The sequence below is a fragment of the Rhizobacter sp. J219 genome, assembly GCF_024700055.1.
In the GTDB taxonomy this organism is placed as follows: domain Bacteria; phylum Pseudomonadota; class Gammaproteobacteria; order Burkholderiales; family Burkholderiaceae_C; genus Rhizobacter.
In genome coordinates, this window is sequence record NZ_JAJOND010000001.1 from 908,261 (window position 1) to 926,454 (window position 18,194).

The 18,194-nt window shown below is 69.1% G+C and carries 8 protein-coding genes and 1 pseudogene; all 9 read left to right on the forward strand.

Annotation, left to right across the window (positions count from 1 at the left end):
- The first annotated feature begins 47 nt into the window (after positions 1-47).
- The 9 genes and pseudogenes from LRS03_RS04135 to malQ all read left to right on the forward strand — a co-directional run bounded on the left by LRS03_RS04135 (position 48) and on the right by malQ (position 17,558).
- Entirely contained in the window at positions 48-866 is an 819-nt protein-coding gene (locus LRS03_RS04135) for a TatD family hydrolase (RefSeq protein ID WP_257823992.1), read from the forward strand.
- 210 nt (positions 867-1,076) lie between these two features.
- A complete protein-coding gene (locus LRS03_RS04140) occupies positions 1,077-1,286 on the forward strand; it encodes a hypothetical protein (protein ID WP_257823993.1) in 210 nt (69 codons plus the stop codon).
- A 221-nt stretch (positions 1,287-1,507) separates the two neighbouring features.
- Positions 1,508-3,421 carry a 1,4-alpha-glucan branching protein GlgB gene (gene glgB, locus LRS03_RS04145; protein ID WP_257823994.1) on the forward strand — a complete coding sequence of 638 codons (1,914 nt, stop codon included), beginning with the start codon at positions 1,508-1,510 and terminating at the stop codon, positions 3,419-3,421.
- Positions 3,393-5,429 (forward strand): alpha-1,4-glucan--maltose-1-phosphate maltosyltransferase, encoded by a 2,037-nt coding sequence (locus tag LRS03_RS04150; RefSeq protein ID WP_374684998.1) that lies wholly within the window; start codon positions 3,393-3,395, stop codon positions 5,427-5,429. The genes glgB and LRS03_RS04150 overlap by 29 nt, the downstream gene beginning before the upstream one ends.
- A pseudogene (gene treS / locus LRS03_RS04155) lies at positions 5,426-8,823 on the forward strand (maltose alpha-D-glucosyltransferase). The gene LRS03_RS04150 and the pseudogene treS overlap by 4 nt, the downstream one beginning before the upstream one ends.
- A 22-nt stretch (positions 8,824-8,845) precedes the next feature.
- On the forward strand, positions 8,846-9,538 hold the full coding sequence (locus tag LRS03_RS04160; RefSeq protein WP_257823996.1) for a mechanosensitive ion channel family protein: 693 nt from the start codon (positions 8,846-8,848) through the stop codon (positions 9,536-9,538).
- A 21-nt stretch (positions 9,539-9,559) separates the two neighbouring features.
- The gene (gene glgX, locus LRS03_RS04165; RefSeq protein ID WP_257823997.1) at positions 9,560-11,704 is read left to right on the forward strand and encodes a glycogen debranching protein GlgX; all 2,145 of its coding nucleotides are present in this window, start codon (positions 9,560-9,562) and stop codon (positions 11,702-11,704) included.
- Positions 11,701-13,821, forward strand: coding sequence for a malto-oligosyltrehalose trehalohydrolase (gene treZ, locus LRS03_RS04170; RefSeq protein WP_257823998.1), 2,121 nt, complete (start codon positions 11,701-11,703; stop codon positions 13,819-13,821). The genes glgX and treZ overlap by 4 nt, the downstream gene beginning before the upstream one ends.
- Positions 13,779-17,558, forward strand: a complete 3,780-nt coding sequence (gene malQ / locus LRS03_RS04175) for a 4-alpha-glucanotransferase (protein ID WP_257823999.1) — start codon at positions 13,779-13,781, stop codon at positions 17,556-17,558. The genes treZ and malQ overlap by 43 nt, the downstream gene beginning before the upstream one ends.
- The last annotated feature ends 636 nt before the right edge of the window (positions 17,559-18,194 follow it).

Consider the following 18,194-nt stretch of genomic DNA (forward strand, 5'->3'; position numbering starts at 1 on the left):
CGGGCTGAGCCCCGGCGCAGGCTTCGCGCCTGCCGGACAATGCCCGGATGTACATCGATTCCCACTGCCACCTGAGCTTCCCCGAAATCAAAGCCAAGCTTCCCGAGATTCGCGAGGCCATGGTCGCCGCCCAGGTCGACCGCGCCCTGTGCATCTGCACCACGCTCGAAGAGTTCGACGAGGTCCACGCGCTCGCGATGGCCTACGACAACTTCTGGGCCACCGCTGGCGTGCACCCCGACACCGAAGGCCTGCGCGAACCGAGCCTCGACGACCTGCTCACGCTGGCCGCCAGGCCGCGCGTGATCGGCATCGGCGAAACCGGCCTCGACTACTACCGCCTGAACGGGCGCTCGGTGGCCGACATGGAATGGCAGCGCGAACGCTTCCGCATTCACATCCGCGCCTCGAAGCAGACCGGCCTGCCGCTCGTCATCCACACCCGCAGCGCCTCTGACGACACCATCGCCATCCTCAAGGAAGAGGGCGGGTTCCATCAGGCTAAGGGCGTGAACGGCGTCTTCCACTGCTTCACCGAGACGATGGACGTGGCCCGGGCGGCGCTCGACCTCGGCTTCTACATCTCGTTCTCCGGCATCCTCACCTTCAAGACCGCAGCCGACCTGCGAGAGGTCGCGCGCTTCGTGCCCATCGAGCGCTGCCTGATCGAGACCGACAGCCCGTACCTCGCACCCGTGCCCCACCGCGGCAAGACCAACAACCCGTCGTTCGTGCCCTTCGTCGCCAAGCTCATCGGTGAACTCAAGGGCATGACGCCTGAGGCGGTCGGCGAGCACACGAGCCTCAACTTCGAGCGGCTCTTCTTGTCATCCAAGGTGTCAGCGAAAGTCACTTCGGGCGCGTGAATTAAGCACGCGGAGGGTCAGGCGGCGTCACGCTGCAAGCCCTTGTCGACAAAGCGTTTTCGCGCATTTGCGAGGCCCGATTCGACCCCGCCGCCCTGACAGCCTTGTCAGGGAAATTCCGACCCGCGGTCTGGTGCCCACCTGACTTTCTGCACTCACACCTGCAGGCCTACATTGGCTCCACTGTCATCGCAACCCTTGGAGCACAACATGGCGACCCCTGAAATTCTGTCGAACCCGTTTGCCCTGATGATGAATCCCGCCGAAGTGCTGGAAGCCGTTGGACGTTCCACCCGCCTTGAGCGCCTGCAGCGCCGCATCTGCCGCCCGCTCGACAAGCCGCTGATCGCGAAGAAGGATGCCGACGACTACGACATCGCGATCGACAACGAATCCCGAAACCGACTGATTCCCGCTTGAGCGGCCGCGGGGCCTGACCCGCAGCGCCGCAGCTTCCTCTGGCCGCCTGCCACCGGCGCAGGCACAGGCTTTGCCCATGAAGACTCTCGACGCGAGGGCTTCATGCACCACAGGCAAGGCGCGACCCCCACTCCCCACCCATCCACGGTAAGGCATGCCGTCAAAGCTGCCTGGGCTGTGCCATTCTTTGCCGTTCCGAGTGCGGGGCGGAGCACGCCGTGGTGAGCCCGCAAGCCCTCGGCGAACAGGACGTCTACCTGTTCCGGGAAGGCACCCATGCCCGCCTGTACAACAAGCTCGGCGGCCGCCTGGAGGGCGACGGCGCGCGCTTCGGCGTCTGGGCGCCCAACGCCGCCGAGGTCTCGGTCATCGGCGACTGGAACGGCTGGGACCCACACATCGACCGCCTGCACCCACGCCCTGACAGCAGCGGCATCTGGGAAGGCCGCGTGCCCGCCGCGCGCCAGGGCCAGACCTACAAGTTCCACATCGTCTCGCGCCACGGCGGCTACCGCGTCGACAAGGCCGACCCGTACGCGCTCTGCGCCGAGATGCCGCCGGCCACCGGTTCGCGCCTGTGGTCGCTCGACCATGACTGGCAAGACGCCGAATGGATGGCCACCCGCGCCGCGAAGAACGCGCTCGGCGCGCCGGTCAGCATCTACGAGCTGCACCTCGGCTCGTGGCGGCGCCCCGACCCCAGCGCGCCGACGCCGTACTACAACTACCGCGAGCTGGCGCACCTGGTGGCCGACCATGTGAGCGAACTGGGCTTCACCCACGTGGAGCTGATGCCGCTCACCGAGCACCCGTTCTACGGCTCCTGGGGCTACCAGACCACCGGCTACTTCGCGCCCACCGCGCGTTACGGCACGCCGCAGGATTTCATGTACTTCGTGGACCACCTGCACCAGCGCGGCATCGGGGTGCTGCTCGACTGGGTGCCGTCGCACTTCCCGACCGACGAGCACGGCCTGCAGTATTTCGACGGCACCCACCTCTTCGAGCACGCCGATCCGCGCCAGGGCTTCCATCCTGAGTGGAACTCCAGCATCTTCAACTACGGCCGCAACGAGGTGCGCAGCTTCCTGCTGTCGTCGGCGATGTTCTGGCTCGACCAGTACCACCTCGACGGCCTGCGCGTGGATGCGGTGGCCTCGATGCTCTACCTCGACTACGCCCGCAAGGCCGGCGAATGGGTGCCCAACGACAACGGCGGACGCGAGAACTTCGAAGCCATCGTCTTCCTGCGCACGCTCAACGAGGCGGTCTACCGAGAGCACCCCGACACCATGAGCGTGGCCGAGGAGTCCACCGCCTGGCCGCAGGTCTCTCGCCCCACCTCGGCCGGGGGCCTGGGCTTCGGCATGAAATGGAACATGGGCTGGATGCACGACACGCTGGCCTACTTCAAGCTCGACCCCATCCACCGCAGGTACCACCACGGCCAGCTGACCTTCTCGCTGGTCTACGCCTTCCACGAGAACTTCGTGCTGCCGCTTTCGCACGACGAGGTGGTCTACGGCAAGGGCTCGCTCATCAACAAGATGCCCGGCGACACCTGGCAGCAGTTCGCCAACCTACGCGCGCTCTACGGCTACATGTGGACGCACCCCGGCAAGAAGCTGCTTTTCATGGGCGGCGAATTCGGCCAGCGCCGCGAGTGGACGCACGAGGGCCAGCTCGAATGGCATGCCACGCAGCAGCCCGAGCATGCCGGCCTGATGCGCTACGTGCGCGACCTGAACCGCCTGTTGCGAGAGCATCCAGCCCTGTACGAGGTCGACTTCGCGCATGAAGGCTTCGAGTGGGCCGTGTCCGACGACGCCAGCGCGAGCGTGCTGGCCTTCCTGCGCAAGCCCCGGGACAGGGGTGCTGCGCTTCTGGTGGTGTGCAACCTCACGCCGCTGCCGCGCCAGCGCTACCGCATCGGCGTGCCGATGCCGGGCCACTGGCGCGAGGTGCTCAACAGCGACGCGGCCGACTACGGCGGCTCCGGCTGGGGAAACCTCGGCGGCGTCGACGCGCAGACCATCCCCTGGCACGGCCGGCCGTGTTCGGTGAGCCTCACCCTGCCGCCGCTTTCCACCCTCGTCTTGCAGCTGGATGCCCATGGCCCGCGCGAAACTGACTGAGGCGCCCGAAGGCATGCCGCCCGATGGCCGCAAGCGCGCGGTCATCGACGCCGTGCTGCCCTGCGTGGACGGCGGTCGCTTCGCCGTCAAGTGCATCGCCGGCCAGCCCTTCCGGGTGACGGTGCATGCCTTCACCGACGGCCATGACGCGCTGCGCGTGATGCTCCTGTGGAACCGCGAAGGCCACGCCGTGCAGGAGGTGGAGACGACGCTGCGCCACAACGACGAGTGGCACGCAAGCTTCACCCCCTCGGTGCCCGGCCGCTACAACTACGAGGCGGTCGCGTGGGTCGACCATTTCCGTTCCTGGCGTGCCGAGCTGGCGCGCCGCGTCGAGCCCGATGACATCCGCAGCGCCGCACAGGTGGGAGCAGGGCTGGTCGAGGAAGCTGCCGGCCGTGCGAAGGGCGAAGACCGCGAGGCCCTGCTGCGGTTCGCGACCGTCCTGAAGACGCCGGCCGTCGAGCCGCACGAGGTCGAAGCGCTCAAGGCCATGGCACTCGACCCGCTGCAGGCCGCACTCGTCGACCGCTACCCCGACCGTTCGCTCGGCGTGTCGTCGGCGACGATGCTGCCGCTGGTGGCCGACCGCGAACGCGCCGGCTTCAGCGCCTGGTACGAACTCTTCCCGCGCTCGACGGCAGCGGAAGAGGGCGTGCACGGCCGCTTCAGCGATGTCGAGCGGCTGCTCCCGCGCATCGCCGAGATGGGCTTCGACGTCGTCTACTTCCCGCCCATCCACCCCATCGGCCGCGAGAAGCGCAAGGGAAAGAACAACGCACTCACCACCGAGCCGGGTGACGTGGGCAGCCCCTGGGCCATCGGTGCGGCCGAGGGCGGGCACAAGAGCATCCTGCCCGCGCTCGGCACGCCGGAAGACTTTCGCCGCCTGGTGAAGCGGGCGAACGAGCTGGGGCTCGAGATCGCGCTGGACATCGCGATGCAGTGCGCCCCCGACCACCCGTATGTGAAGCAGCACCCGCAGTGGTTCCGCTGGCGGCCCGACGGGACCGTCCAGTACGCCGAGAACCCGCCCAAGAAGTACCAGGACATCTACCCCTTCAACTTCGAGACCGAGGACTGGCAGGCGCTCTGGCTCGAGTTGAAGAGCATTTTCGACCACTGGATCGGCGAGGGCGTGCGCATCTTCCGCGTCGACAACCCGCACACCAAGGCCTTTGCGTTCTGGGAGTGGTGCATCGGCGAGATCAGGAAGCTCCACCCCGACGTGCTGTTCCTCTCCGAAGCGTTCACGCGGCCGAAGGTGATGCACCGCCTGGCCAAGCTCGGCTTCAGCCAGTCGTACACCTACTTCACCTGGCGCAACACCGCCGAAGAGCTGACCGAGTACTTCACCGAGCTGTCGACCGGCCCCGGGCGCCACTACTTCCGCCCCAACGCCTGGCCCAACACCCCCGACATCCTCTCCGAGCACCTGCACGGCCAGGGTCGCCCGGCCTTTGCGATGCGCCTGGTGCTCGCCGCCACCTTGAGCGCCAACTACGGCGTCTACGGCCCGGCGTACGAGCTGATGGAAAACACGCCGCGCAGTGCCGGCAGCGAGGAGTACCTGCACTCCGAGAAGTACCAGCTTCGCCATTGGGACCTTGACCGCGCCGACAGCCTGCAGCCGTTGATGACGCGCCTCAACGCCATCCGCCGCGAAAACCGCGCGCTGCAGAGCAACGCCGGCCTCGTCTTCTTCAAGACCGACAACGACCAGCTGCTCGCCTACGCCAAGCGCAGCGACGAGGGTGACAACCTCATGCTGTGCGTCGTCTGCCTCGACGTGCGCTACCCGCAGTCGGGCTGGGTCGAGCTCGACACCGCCTGGCTCGGCCTCGCCCAGCCGGGCGATGCGTACGAACTCGACGACCTGCTCAACCAGCAGACCTTCATCTGGCGGGGAGGGCGCAACTTCGTGATCCTCCAGCCTGGCCAGGCCCACGTGATGCGCCTGCGCCGGGGAGTGCGCAACGAACGCGATTCGGAGTCGTTCCAGCGATGAATGCGCCCCACGTGCCCCATCTGCGAGCGGCCGAAAAAGGCCCCGTCACGCCGGTGACCAATGCCGCGCTCTGGTACCAGGACGCCGTCATCTACCAGCTCAACGTCAAGGCCTTCGTCGACAGCAATGGCGACGGCGTGGGCGACTTCCAGGGCGTGACCTCGCGTCTCGACTACGTGAAGGACCTGGGCGTCAACACCATCTGGCTGATGCCGTTCTACCCGTCGCCGCTCAAGGACGACGGCTACGACATCGCCGACTACCTGAGCATCCACCCGCAGTACGGCACGCTCGACGACTTCAAGCAGATGCTCGAAGAGGCTCACCGGCGCGACCTCAAGGTCATCACCGAGCTCGTCATCAACCACACGAGCGACCAGCACCCGTGGTTCCAGGCTGCGCGCAACGCCCCACCGGGCTCGCCCGAGCGCGACTTCTACGTCTGGAGCGACACCGACGACAAATACCGCGGCACGCGCATCATCTTCACCGACACCGAGACCTCGAACTGGACCTGGGACCCGGTCGCCAAGGCCTACTTCTGGCACCGCTTCTTCAGCCACCAGCCCGACCTCAATTTCGACAACCCCAAGGTGCTCGAAGCCATCTTCAAGGTGATGCGCTTCTGGCTCGACATGGGGGTCGACGGCTTCCGGCTCGATGCGATTCCGTACCTCATCGAGCGCGAAGGCACCAACAACGAGAACCTGCCCGAGACGCACGCGATCATCAAGCAGCTGCGCGCGGCCATCGACGCCAACTATCCCAACCGCTTCCTGCTGGCCGAGGCCAACCAGTGGCCCGAGGACGTGCGCGAGTATTTCGGCGAGGGTGACGAGTGCCACATGGCCTACCACTTCCCGCTGATGCCGCGCATGTACATGGCCATCGCGCAGGAAGACCGCTACCCGCTCACCGAGATCATGGCGCAGACGCCCGAGATCCCGCAGAGCTGCCAGTGGGCCATCTTCCTGCGCAACCACGACGAGCTCACGCTCGAGATGGTGACGAGCAAGGAGCGCGACTACATGTACGGCACCTATGCCGCCGACCCGCGCGCCCGCATCAACCTCGGCATCCGCCGGCGGCTCGCGCCGCTGATGGACAACGACATCGACCGCATCAAGCTGATGAACAGCCTCTTGCTCTCGATGCGCGGCTCGCCCATCGTCTACTACGGCGACGAGATCGGCATGGGCGACAACATCTTCATCGGCGACCGCAACGGCGTGCGCACCCCGATGCAGTGGAGCCCTGACCGCAACGCCGGCTTCTCGCGCGCTGACCCGCAGCGCCTCTACCTGCCGCCGATCATGGACGCGATCTACGGCTACGAGGCCGTCAATGTCGAGTCGCAACTGCGCGACCCGTCGTCGCTCCTGCACTGGATGCGCCGCATGCTCGCCGTGCGCGGCACGAGCCGCGCCTTCGGCCGCGGCGAGCTGCTCTTCCTGAAGCCGGGCAACCGCAAGGTGCTGGCCTACCTGCGCACCTTCGAGGGAGAAGTCATCCTTTGCGTGGCCAACCTGTCGCGCTCGGCGCAGCCCGCCGAACTGGACCTCTCGGCCTTCAAGGGCCGCGTGCCGGTCGAGCTGCTCGGCCGCACCGCCTTCCCCCGATCGGCGAGCTGCCGTACATGCTGACGCTGCCCAAGCACGGCTTCTACTGGTTTGAAGCCAGCACCGATGCGGTCGAGCCCAGCTGGCACCAGCCCATGCTGCCCGCCGAAGACCGGCCGGTGCTGGTGCTCTTCGACGGCTGGAACAGCATCTTCCGCGACCAGGTCGTGCCCTGGCGCATCGGCCTCGCGGTCAAGACCCGCGCCCAGTTCGAGACCGACACGCTGCCGCGCCACATCGAGCAGCAGCGCTGGTACGCGGCCAAGGGCACCTCACTCGCGCGGGCGCGCCTGGTCGACCACGCGCTGTGGGACGACGGCGAGCGCGACTCGATGGGCAAGGCCGACGGCTGGCTGCTGCCCCTCCTCGAACTCGACGGCCCGCAGGGTGCGGAACGAGAGGCCTCGACCTACTTCGTGCCGCTGTCGCTCGCCTGGGAAGACGCCAACACCGAGGGCGACGAAGAGCGCTACCGCAGCCTCGGCACCGCGGCCATCGCGCGCATCCGCCAGCAGGCGGCCGTGGGCGTGATGGGCGACGCCTTTGCCGATGAACATTTCTGCCGCGCGGTCGTCGCGGCCATGGGCCAGCGCCGCGAGTTGCGCACCGCCAATGGGACGCTGCGCTTCCTGCCCACCAGCGCCTACGAAGAGATGGCCGGCCCCGACCTCTACCGGGTGCCAGTGGGTCGCCCGCTGGCGCAGAGCAGCAACACCATCGTCACCTTCGGCGAGCGGCTCTTCCTCAAGGGCTACCGGCGTGTGCGGCCGGGGGTGAACCTCGAGTTCGAGGTCGGTCGCTTCCTCACCGAGGTGGCCCACTTCGCGCACTGCGTGCCCGTCGCCGGTGTCATCGAGTACCGCGGCCACGATGGCGGGGTGATGACGCTTGGCTTGCTGCAGGCCTACCTGTCGAACCAGGGCGATGGCTGGGGCTACACGCTCGCCTACCTGCAACGGGTGCTCGACCTGCAGCGCACCCAGGGCGCCGCCCACAGCCAGGCCGAAACCAGCCAGGCCGAAGAAGCCCACGGCGCCTATCTCGCGTTGGCCGAAACGCTCGGGAGGCGAACGGGCGAGCTGCACCGGGCCTTCGCCACGCCGAGCGACGACCCCGCGTTCCGGCCCGCGCCGCTCACCGGCAGCGACGTCGCCACCTGGCGCGACAAGATCAGCGCCGAGGCCGCGCAGACCTTTGCCCTGCTGGAGAAGGCCCTGCCGCGGCTCGAAGGCACGACGCTCGCCGACGCCCAGGCGGTGCTGGCCGGCCAGCGCAGCCTGCTGGAGCACATCGCACGCACCGCCGCGCCCACCGGGCGAGCGCTCAAGACCCGCATCCACGGCGACTACCACCTCGCCCAGGTGCTGCTCGTGCGCAACGACTTCGTGGTGATCGACTTCGAAGGCGAGCCGGGCCGCAGCTTCGACGAACGGCGCGAGCGCCAGTCGCCGCTGCGCGACGTGGCCGGCATGCTGCGCTCGTTCGGCTATGCGCGGGCGGGTGGCCTGCGCGGCATCAGTGCCTCGCCCGACGAGCTGGCCCAGCTCGCGCCCTTCGCCGCCGCCTGGGAAAGCGCGGCCCGTGCCGCCTTCCTGCGCGGCTACACGGGCGCGGTGCAGGGCAGTGCGCTCTATGAAAGCTTCGATTCGCAGCGCAGCCTGCTCGCACTCTTCGAGCTGGAGAAGGCGCTGTACGAGCTGCGCTACGAACTCAACAACCGGCCCGATTGGGTGGGCATCCCGCTCGCAGGGATCCTGGGGCTCCTGCCTCGCTGACGTGCCGGACGGAGAACCGACCATGGACCGAGTCGACGTGATGCTGGAGCCCGTGCGGGCCTTTCTCGTGCAGGTGGGGGCCTTCCTGCCCAGCCTGGCGGTGGCGATCGTGGTGCTGCTGGTGGGCTTCCTGCTCGCCAAGGCGGCGCGCTTCACCGTGCAGCGTGGCCTGCGCGCGATCAACTTCCACATCGTCACCGAGCGCTCGGGGATGGACGGCTTCCTCCAGCGCGGCGGCACGCAGGCCGACACCGCGGCGGTGCTCGCGGCCCTCGTCTACTGGCTCGTGATCTTCGCGGCGCTCGTGGTCGCCTTCAACGGCATGGGCCTCGCGCACGTGACCGACCTCCTGAGCAAGGTGATGCTCTTCCTGCCGAAGGTGATCGTGGCGGTGCTGATCCTCGCCTTCGGCGCGTACTTCGCGCGCTTCGTCTCCAACGCGGTCGTCACCTACTGCCGCGGCGTGGGCATCCGCGATGCGCAGGCGCTGGGGGTGCTGGCGCGCTACGCCATCCTCGTCTTCGTCGTGATGATCGCCTTCGATCAGCTCGACATCGGCGGCCGGATCATCTCCGCAGCTTTCCTCATCGTGCTCGGCGGCCTGGTGCTGGCGCTGGCGCTGGCCTTCGGCCTCGGTGGGCAGGGTTGGGCGGCGGCACACCTCGAGCGTTGGTGGCCGGCACCCAAGCCCGGCGACCGCGACGAACTCCCGTAAATCCAACGAGAACAGGACACGATGGCCCGCGACATGCCCATCACGACGGTCTGGCCTGGGCGACCGTATCCACGTGGCGCCACCTGGGACGGCGAGGGCGTCAACTTCGCGCTCTATTCGCAGCACGCCGAGAAGGTCGAAACCGTCTTCTTCGACGAACGCGGCCGCCGCGAGCGCCAGCGCGTGAGCCTGCCGGAGCGCACCGACAACGTCTGGCACGGCTACCTGCCGCAAGCCCGCCCGGGCATGGCCTACGGCTACGTGGTGCACGGCCCCTACCGGCCGGAAGAGGGCCACCGCTTCAACCCGCACAAGCTCGTGATCGACCCCTACGCGCAGGACTTCGTCGGCAAGCTGCGTTGGAGCGACGCGCTCTACGGCTACACCGTGGGTCACCGACGAGGCGACCTCTCGTTCGATCGCCGCGAGAGCGCGGCCTACATGCCCAAGTGCCGCGTGGTCGACCCGGCCTTCACCTGGGACGGTGATCGCCACCCCCAGGTGCCGTGGAGCGACACGGTGCTCTACGAAACCCACGTGCGCGGCTTCACGATGCGCCACCCGGGCGTTCCGGAGCCGTTGCGCGGCACCTACGCCGGCCTCGCGAGCGAAGCCTCGATCGACCACCTGCGCCGCCTGGGCGTGACCGCCGTCGAGCTGCTTCCGGTGCATTCGTACCTGAACGACCGTCACCTCGACGAGAAGGGCATGCAGAACTACTGGGGCTACAACAGCTTCGGCTTCTTCGCGCCCGAGCCGCGCTACGCCTTCAGCGCTGACCCGGTGCGCGAGTTCAAGAGCATGGTGAAGGCGCTGCACAGCGCCGGCATCGAGGTGATCCTCGACGTGGTCTACAACCACACCTGCGAGGGCAACCACCTCGGGCCCACCGTGGGCCTGCGTGGCATCGACAACGCCATCTACTACGTGCCCGCCGACGACCCGCGCTACTGCGGCGACTACACCGGCTGCGGCAACTCGCTCAACGTGCAGCACCCGCGCGTGCTGCAGCTGGTGATGGACTCGCTGCGCCACTGGGTGGAAGAGATGCACGTCGACGGCTTCCGGTTCGACCTGGCCACCACGCTCGCCCGCGAGAACGGCCACGTGGCACACCGTGGCGCGTTCCTCGCGGCGGTGCGCCAGGACCCGGTGCTGTCGCGCGTGAAGCTCATCGCCGAACCGTGGGACCTGGGTGAAGACGGCTACCAGGTCGGCCGCTTTCCGCCTGGCTGGGCCGAGTGGAACGACAAGTACCGCGATGGCATGCGCAGCTACTGGAAGGGCGACGGCGGCGTGATCGGCGAATTCGCCCGCCGCATCACCGGCTCGTCCGACCTTTACGGCTACGCCCGCCGCCGCCCGACCGCCAGCGTGAATTTCATGGCCGCGCACGACGGCTTCACGCTGCACGACGTCGTCTCCTACAACGACAAGCACAACGAGGCCAACGGAGAAGACAACCGCGACGGCCACAACCACAACCTGTCGTGGAATTGCGGCGCCGAAGGCGTGACCGACGACCCCGACGTGCTGGCCCTGCGCGAGCGCCAGAAGCGCAATTTCCTCGCAACGCTCTTCCTGTCGCAGGGCGTGCCCATGCTGCTGGCGGGCGACGAGATGGGCCGCACGCAAGGCGGCAACAACAACGCCTACGCGCAGGACAACGAGATCAGCTGGCTCGACTGGGAGATGACGCCCGAACGCCGCTCGCTGCTCGCCTTCACGCAGAAGCTCACCGCCTTGCGGCGCGACCACCCGACCTTCCGCCGGCGCGACTTCTTCGGCGGTCATGCGGTGGGCGAGAGCTTGAAGGACCTGATCTGGCTGCGCCCCGACGGCGAAGAGATGACCGAGGCCGAGTGGGCGACCGACTTCGCACGCTGCCTGGGCATGTACCTCCCCGGCATCGCCCTCGCCGGCCACGACATGCGCGGCAAGCCGCTCTTCGACGACGACTTTCTGCTGCTCTTCAACGCGCACCACGAAGACATGGACTTCCGCATTCCCCCGATCGGCAACGCCCCGTGGCAGGTGGCCGTCGACACCTCGGTCGACAGCGGCACGCCGGATGTCACGCCCCTCGCCCCCGGCGACACCTACACGATGAAGTGCAGGGCGATGGCGGTCTTCAGCCGGCCGGCCCATGGGCGGGAGACACCATGACCGCGCACGCCATGCCATTCGGCGCCACGTTGCGCGACGACGGCCGCACCGACTTCCGCCTGTGGGCGCCGGCGGCGCGCCAGGTGGGGCTGGTGCTCGGCGACGATCAGCCCGTGCAGATGCGGCCGGCGGCGGACGGCTGGCACGAAGCCCTAGCCGTCCACGCACCTGCCGGCACGCGATACCGCTTCGACGTGGGCAACGGTCTGCTCGTGCCCGACCCGGCTTCGCGCCACAACCCGGACGACGTGCATGGCGCCAGCGCCGTGGTCGACCCACGCGCCTTCCGCTGGACCGACGCCGCCTGGCGCGGCCGGCCGTGGCACGAGGCGGTGGTGTACGAGCTGCACGTCGGCACGTTCACGCCCGAAGGCACGTTCAAGGCGGCGGCCACGCGCCTGGCCGAGCTGGTGGCACTCGGCATCACCGCCATCGAGCTGATGCCGGTGGCCGACTTCCCGGGCCGGCGCGGCTGGGGCTACGACGGCGTGCTGCCGTTCGCGCCCGATGCGGCCTATGGCACGCCCGACGAGCTGAAGGCCTTGGTCGACACCGCCCACAAGCTCGGCCTCATGGTGCTGCTCGACGTGGTCTACAACCACTTCGGACCCGAAGGCAACTACCTGCACGCCTACTGTCCGCACTTCTTCAACGAGGCGCACCACACGCCCTGGGGCGCGGCGATCAACTTCGACGGACCGCACAGCGAGAGGGTGCGCGACTTCTTCCGCCACAACGCGCTGTACTGGGTGGAGGAATTCCACTTCGATGGCCTGCGCATGGACGCAGTGCACGCCATCCACGACAGCTCGCCGCAGCACATCGCCTGCGAGATCGCCCAGGCGCTGCACGCGGTCGGCCACGGCGCGGGGCGCCGCCTGCACCTGGTGCTGGAGAACGACGCCAACAAGGCGAGTCTTCTAGAGCGTGGCGAAGACGGCGAGCCGCTCTTCGCCACCGCGCAGTGGAACGACGACCTGCACCACGCCGCCCATGTGCTGCTGACCGGCGAGACCGACGGCTACTACGGCGACTACGCCGAAGGCCCGATCGGCCGTTTTGCCCGTGCGCTGGCGCAAGGCTTCGTCTACCAGGGCCAGGCCTCGCCCCACCGCGGCAACCTGCCGCACGGCGAGCCGAGCGGGCACCTGCCGCCGAGCGCCTTCGTCTCCTTCTTGCAGAACCACGACCAGATCGGCAACCGCGCGCTCGGCCAACGCCTGTCGGACCTGGCCCACCCGGCGCGGCTCGAAGCGGTGTATGCCTGCCTGCTGCTCTCTCCGCACGTGCCCATGCTCTTCATGGGCGAGGAGTTCGCGGCGTCCACCCCCTTCCTCTACTTCTGCGACTTCGGGCCCGAACTGGCGCAGGCGGTGTCGGACGGTCGGCGCAACGAGTTCGCGCGGTTCGCCGCCTTCGCGGACCCCGACGCTCGCGCCCGCATCCCCGACCCGAACGACGAGGCCACCTTCCGCAGCGCGCAGCTGCGCTGGGACGAGCGCGAGCAGGGCGCCCACGCCGCGCGGCTCGCGCTGGTGCGCCAGCTGCTGGCCCTGCGGCGCGAGTGGCTCGTGCCCCGCGTCGACCCGGCGCTCGGGCCGCACACCGGCGGCCGCTACCGCTTCGACGGCGGCCTGCTGCACGTGGACTGGCCGCTCGCGCGTGGCGCGCAATGGCACCTCGTCGCCAACCTGACCGACACCGAAGCTTCGTGGGCACCGCCCCGCCCGACGGGCGCATCGTGCACCGCCAGCACATCGACGAGGCCGGCCGGTGGAAGCCCGGCTCGGTGCTCGTGGTGCTGGAGTCGGAGGTGGACCATGGCTGAGCACCGCGCCGCCGTCGAGCGCCTGTGCGCGGTGCATGGCGTGCTCACCGAGTACCACGACGTCTGGGGCCACCGGCACGAAGCCTCGACCGAGGCGCTGGTGAAGCTGCTGGCCGAGCTGGGGGTGGATGCGAGCAGCGCCGAGGCCGCGAGCCTGGCCGAGCGCGCGGCGAGAGCCACCCGGGAGCGGGAGATTGCGCCGGCGCTGGTCGCGCTGACCGCCGGCAGCGCCGACTGGGGGTGCCGGTGCGCCTGCCCGCACCGAGAGACGCGCTGCGCTGGACGCTGATCGAAGAGAACGGCACCGAGCACAGTGGCCAGACGCGCCTTGGCGACACCGATTCGCGCACGTTCGAGCTGCGCATCGCGCAGGCGCTGCCGATGGGCTACCACCAGCTGCGGCTGGACGGGCTCGGGCAGACCGTGCAGCTCGTTGCCGCGCCCGCGCACTGCCACGAGCCGCCCGCGCTCGCCAACCCGCGCGAGGGCCGCACCTGGGGCCCGGCGGTGCAGCTCTACGCGCTGCGCTCCGAGCGCAACTGGGGCATCGGCGACTTCGGCGACCTGGCCACCGTCATCGAGCAGTGGAGCCAGCAGGGCGCAGGCATCGTGGGCGTCAACCCGCTGCACGCGATGTTCAGCCACAACCCGCAACACGCCAGCCCCTACAGCCCATCGTCGCGCCTGCAACTCAACACGCTCTACCTCGACGTGGAGGCGCTGCCCGACCTGCAGGAGTGCGAGCCGGCGCGGCAACGCCTGCGCTCGAGCGAGTTCCAGTCGCGCCTGGCCACTCTGCGTGCGGCGCCGACGGTCGACTACGCCGGCGTCGGCGAGGCGAAGACCGAGATCCTGCGGCTGCTGTACCGCAGCTTCCGCGAACGGCATCTGGCGAGCGGCAGCAGCCGCGGCATCGAGTTCCGCCGCTTCCAGCTGGCGCGCTCGCCCGAGCTGCGGCTTCACGCGAGCTTCGAGGCGCTGCAGGCGCATTTCCATTCGCAAGACAGCCTGGTCTGGGGCTGGCCGGTGTGGCCCGAGGCCTATCGCCAGCCCGACGCGCCGGCGGTGCAGCGCTTCGTGGCCGAGCACGAGGAGGAGGTGGAGTACTTCGAGTACCTGCAGTGGCAGGCCGACCAGCAGCTTGCACGCCTGTCGCGCCGCTGCCGCGAGCGGGGCATGGCGGTCGGGCTCTACCTCGACCTCGCGGTGTCGGTCGACCGCGCCGGCTCCGACATCTGGGGCCACCAGGGGGCGTACGCCAGCGGCGCCACGGTGGGCGCACCGCCCGACGAGGTCAACCCCAACGGCCAGGGCTGGGGCCTGCCGCCGCTGCGGCCCGACGGGCTCCAGCGCGACGTGAGCCTCTTCGTCGGCACGCTGCGCGCGGCGATGCGCCATGCGGGCGCGGTGCGCATCGACCATGTGATGGGGCTGATGCGGCTGTACTGGATCCCGCCCGGCACCTCGGCCCGCGATGGCAGCTACGTGCTCTATCCGCTGCAGGCGCTGCTGGCCATCGTGGCGCTGGAGAGCGAACGCAACCGCTGCATGGTGATCGGCGAAGACCTCGGCACGGTGGCCGACGAGATGCGTGCGGCGATGCGCGATCGCCAGCTGCTGTCGTACCGGCTGCTGTATTTCGAACGCGAGCATGGCGGCGGCTTCAAGGCTCCTGAGGCCTACCCGCAGAAGTCGCTGGTGGCGGTGAGCACGCATGACCTCGCCACGCTTGCCGGCTGGTGGCGCGGTCACGACCTCGATGTGCGCCAGGCGCTCAAGCTCTTTCCCACACCGCAGCTGCACGAGCAGCAGCGCCAGGAACGCGCGCATGACCGCTTGCGCCTGCTCAATGTGCTGCAGCAGCGCGGCCTGCTGCCGAGCGAGGGCCACATCGACGCCAGCGGCACGCAGCCCATCGCGCCGGCCGTGTCGGAGGCGGTGCACGCCTACGTGGCGAGCACCCCGGCCCAGCTGATGATGGTGCAGCTGGAAGACGCGCTCGGCGTGCCCGACCAGGCCAACCTGCCCGGCACTGTCGAGGAGCACCCCAACTGGCGCCGCAAGCTGCCGCTCGGGCTGGAGGCGATGGCGCACAACCCGCGCGTCTCGGCGCTGTGCGCCCGCCTCGCGTCGATCCGCCCCTCGCCTGCGCGCACCGCGGTGGCACGGCCGCAGGGCAGGGCGGTGGCGGTGATCCCGCGTGCCACCTACCGCCTGCAGCTGCACAAGGATTTCAGCTTCGACGACGCGGTGGCCGTGCTGCCCTACCTGCAGCGCCTGGGCGTGAGCCACCTCTACTGCTCGCCGATCTGGCGTGCGCGCCCCGGCAGCCTGCACGGCTACGACGTGGTGGCGCACGGCGAGATCAACCCCGAGCTGGGTGGGCGCGACGGCTTCGAGCGTTTCGCCAATGCGGCACGCGAGCGGGGCCTCGGCCTCATCCTCGACATGGTGCCCAACCACATGGGCGTGCTCGGGGCCGACAACCCCTGGTGGACCGATGTGCTCGAGAACGGCCAGGCATCGGCCTACGCACGCCACTTCGACATCGACTGGCACCCCGTCAACGCCGACCTCGAAGGCAAGGTGCTGCTGCCGGTGCTGGGCGAACACTACGGCGACGTGCTGGCCGGCGGGCAGCTGAAGCTCGCGTTCGAGCAGAACCGCGGCCGCTTCGTGATGCGCTACTTCGACCACTGTTTCCCGCTGGCGCTGCGCAGCTATGAGCTGCTGCTGACGCACGCGGCGCAGCGCCTGGGCGACGGCCATGTGCGCGGACAGGTCGAGGGCCTGGCCGAAGCCTTCGCCGCATTGCCGGCGCGCAGCTGCTTCGATGCCAGCGTGGCCCGCACCCGCGAGGAGCTGAAGTCGCGTTTCGCCGAGCTGGCGCAAGGGCACGCCGAAGTGGCTGCGGCGGTCGATGCGGCCCTGGCCACGATCAACGCGGAGGCCACCCGCGACACCCTGCATGCGCTGCACGAAGCCCAGCACTACCGCCTGGCTTATTGGCGCGTGGCGGCCGACGAGATCAACTACAGGCGCTTCTTCGACATCAACGACCTCGCCGCGCTGCGCATGGAAGAGCCGGCCGTCTTCGAGGCCACCCATGCGATGGCGCTCGAGATGGCCGCGCAAGGCGTGGTCGACGGCCTGCGCATCGACCACCCCGACGGCCTGCACGACCCGGCGCGCTATTTCGCGCAGTTGCAGCAGGGCTATGCCGAACGGGCCGGCATCACGCTCCCCCCGGCACCCGATGGCGAGCGCCCGGCGAGGCCGCTCTACGTGGTGGCCGAGAAGATCGCCGCGCCGCATGAAGACGTGCCGGAAGAGTGGGCCATCCACGGCACCACCGGCTACCGCTTCGCGATGGTCGTCAACGGCGTGCTGGTCGACGGCAGCGCGACCGAGCGCTTCGACCGCATCTGGCAGCGCTTCAGCGGCGAGCGCGAACCGTTCTCGGAGCTGGTGTACCGCGGCAAGCGCAGCGTGGCGCGCACCGCGCTCGCCTCCGGAGCTCACGGTGCTGGCCACCGCGCTGATGCGCATTGCCCGTGCCGACCGGCGCACCCGCGACTACACCTTCAACGCACTGCGCGACGCGCTCGCCGAGGTGGCCGCGTGCATGCCGGTCTACCGCACTTACATCCTCGGGCGCGCGTCGGCGCAGGACATCCGCTTCCTCGACTGGGCCGTGGCCCATGCCCGCAAGCGCAGCGATGCGCCCGACCGCTCGGTGTTCGACTTCGTGAGCCACGTGCTGCGCGGGCAGGGGCCCGACGGTGCGCCCTTGCCACCCGAGCATGCGGCGTGGCACTTCGCGGCACGCTTTCAGCAGTTCTGCGCGCCGGTCGCGGCCAAGGGCGTGGAAGACACGGCGTTCTACCAGTACCACCGCCTCACCTCGCTCAACGAGGTGGGGGGCGACCCCGGCCCGTTCGGCATGACGGTGCGTGCCTTTCACGGCGCGAGCAGCGACCGCGCGGCACGCTGGCCGCACACCATCCTCGCCACGTCGACCCATGACAACAAGCGCTCGGAAGACGTGCGCAACCGGATCAACGTGCTGTCGGAGATGCCCGCCGCCTGGCGGCTCGGACTGGCCCGCTGGAAGCGCCTGGCCCGCAGCCACAAGAGCGAGCTGAACGACAGCACCGTGCCCACCGCCGCCGACGAGTACCTGCTGTACCAGACGCTGCTCGGCACGCTGCCGCCCGAGGGCCTGGACGAGAGCACGCTCGGGCCCTACCGCGAACGCATCCTCCAATACCTGCTGAAAGCCGCCCGCGAGGCCAAGCGCCACACCAGCTGGACCTGCCCCGACGAGGCCTACGAGAACGCGTTGGCTGCGTTCGTGCGCGGGGTGCTCGCGCGCGTGCAGCCCAACCCGCTGCTGAACGACCTGCAGGCGAGTGCGTCGGCGCTGGCCTGGTACGGCGCGCTCAACAGCCTGTCGATGGTGCTGATGAAGTTCACCGCGCCCGGCGTGCCCGATGTGTACCAGGGCAATGAGTTGATGGACCTGAGCCTCGTCGACCCCGACAACCGCCGCCCTGTCGACTACGCCCTTCGCGAACGCCACTTGGCCGCGCTGGAAGAACTCGCGCAGTCGCCCGACCGGGCCGCGCAGCTGCGCGGCCTTGCCGCAGCCCCGCACGATGG

Excerpts from the sequence above, each read along its gene's own strand:
- LRS03_RS04160 (WP_257823996.1), top strand. The coding sequence starts at position 8,846 with ATGGACCGAGTCGACGTGATGCTGGAGCCCGTGCGGGCCTTTCTCGTG.
- LRS03_RS04140 (WP_257823993.1), top strand. The coding sequence starts at position 1,077 with ATGGCGACCCCTGAAATTCTGTCGAACCCGTTTGCCCTGATGATGAAT.
- glgX (WP_257823997.1), top strand. The coding sequence starts at position 9,560 with ATGGCCCGCGACATGCCCATCACGACGGTCTGGCCTGGGCGACCGTAT.
- LRS03_RS04135 (WP_257823992.1), top strand. The coding sequence starts at position 48 with ATGTACATCGATTCCCACTGCCACCTGAGCTTCCCCGAAATCAAAGCC.
- treZ (WP_257823998.1), top strand. The coding sequence starts at position 11,701 with ATGACCGCGCACGCCATGCCATTCGGCGCCACGTTGCGCGACGACGGC.
- LRS03_RS04150 (WP_374684998.1), top strand. The coding sequence starts at position 3,393 with ATGCCCATGGCCCGCGCGAAACTGACTGAGGCGCCCGAAGGCATGCCG.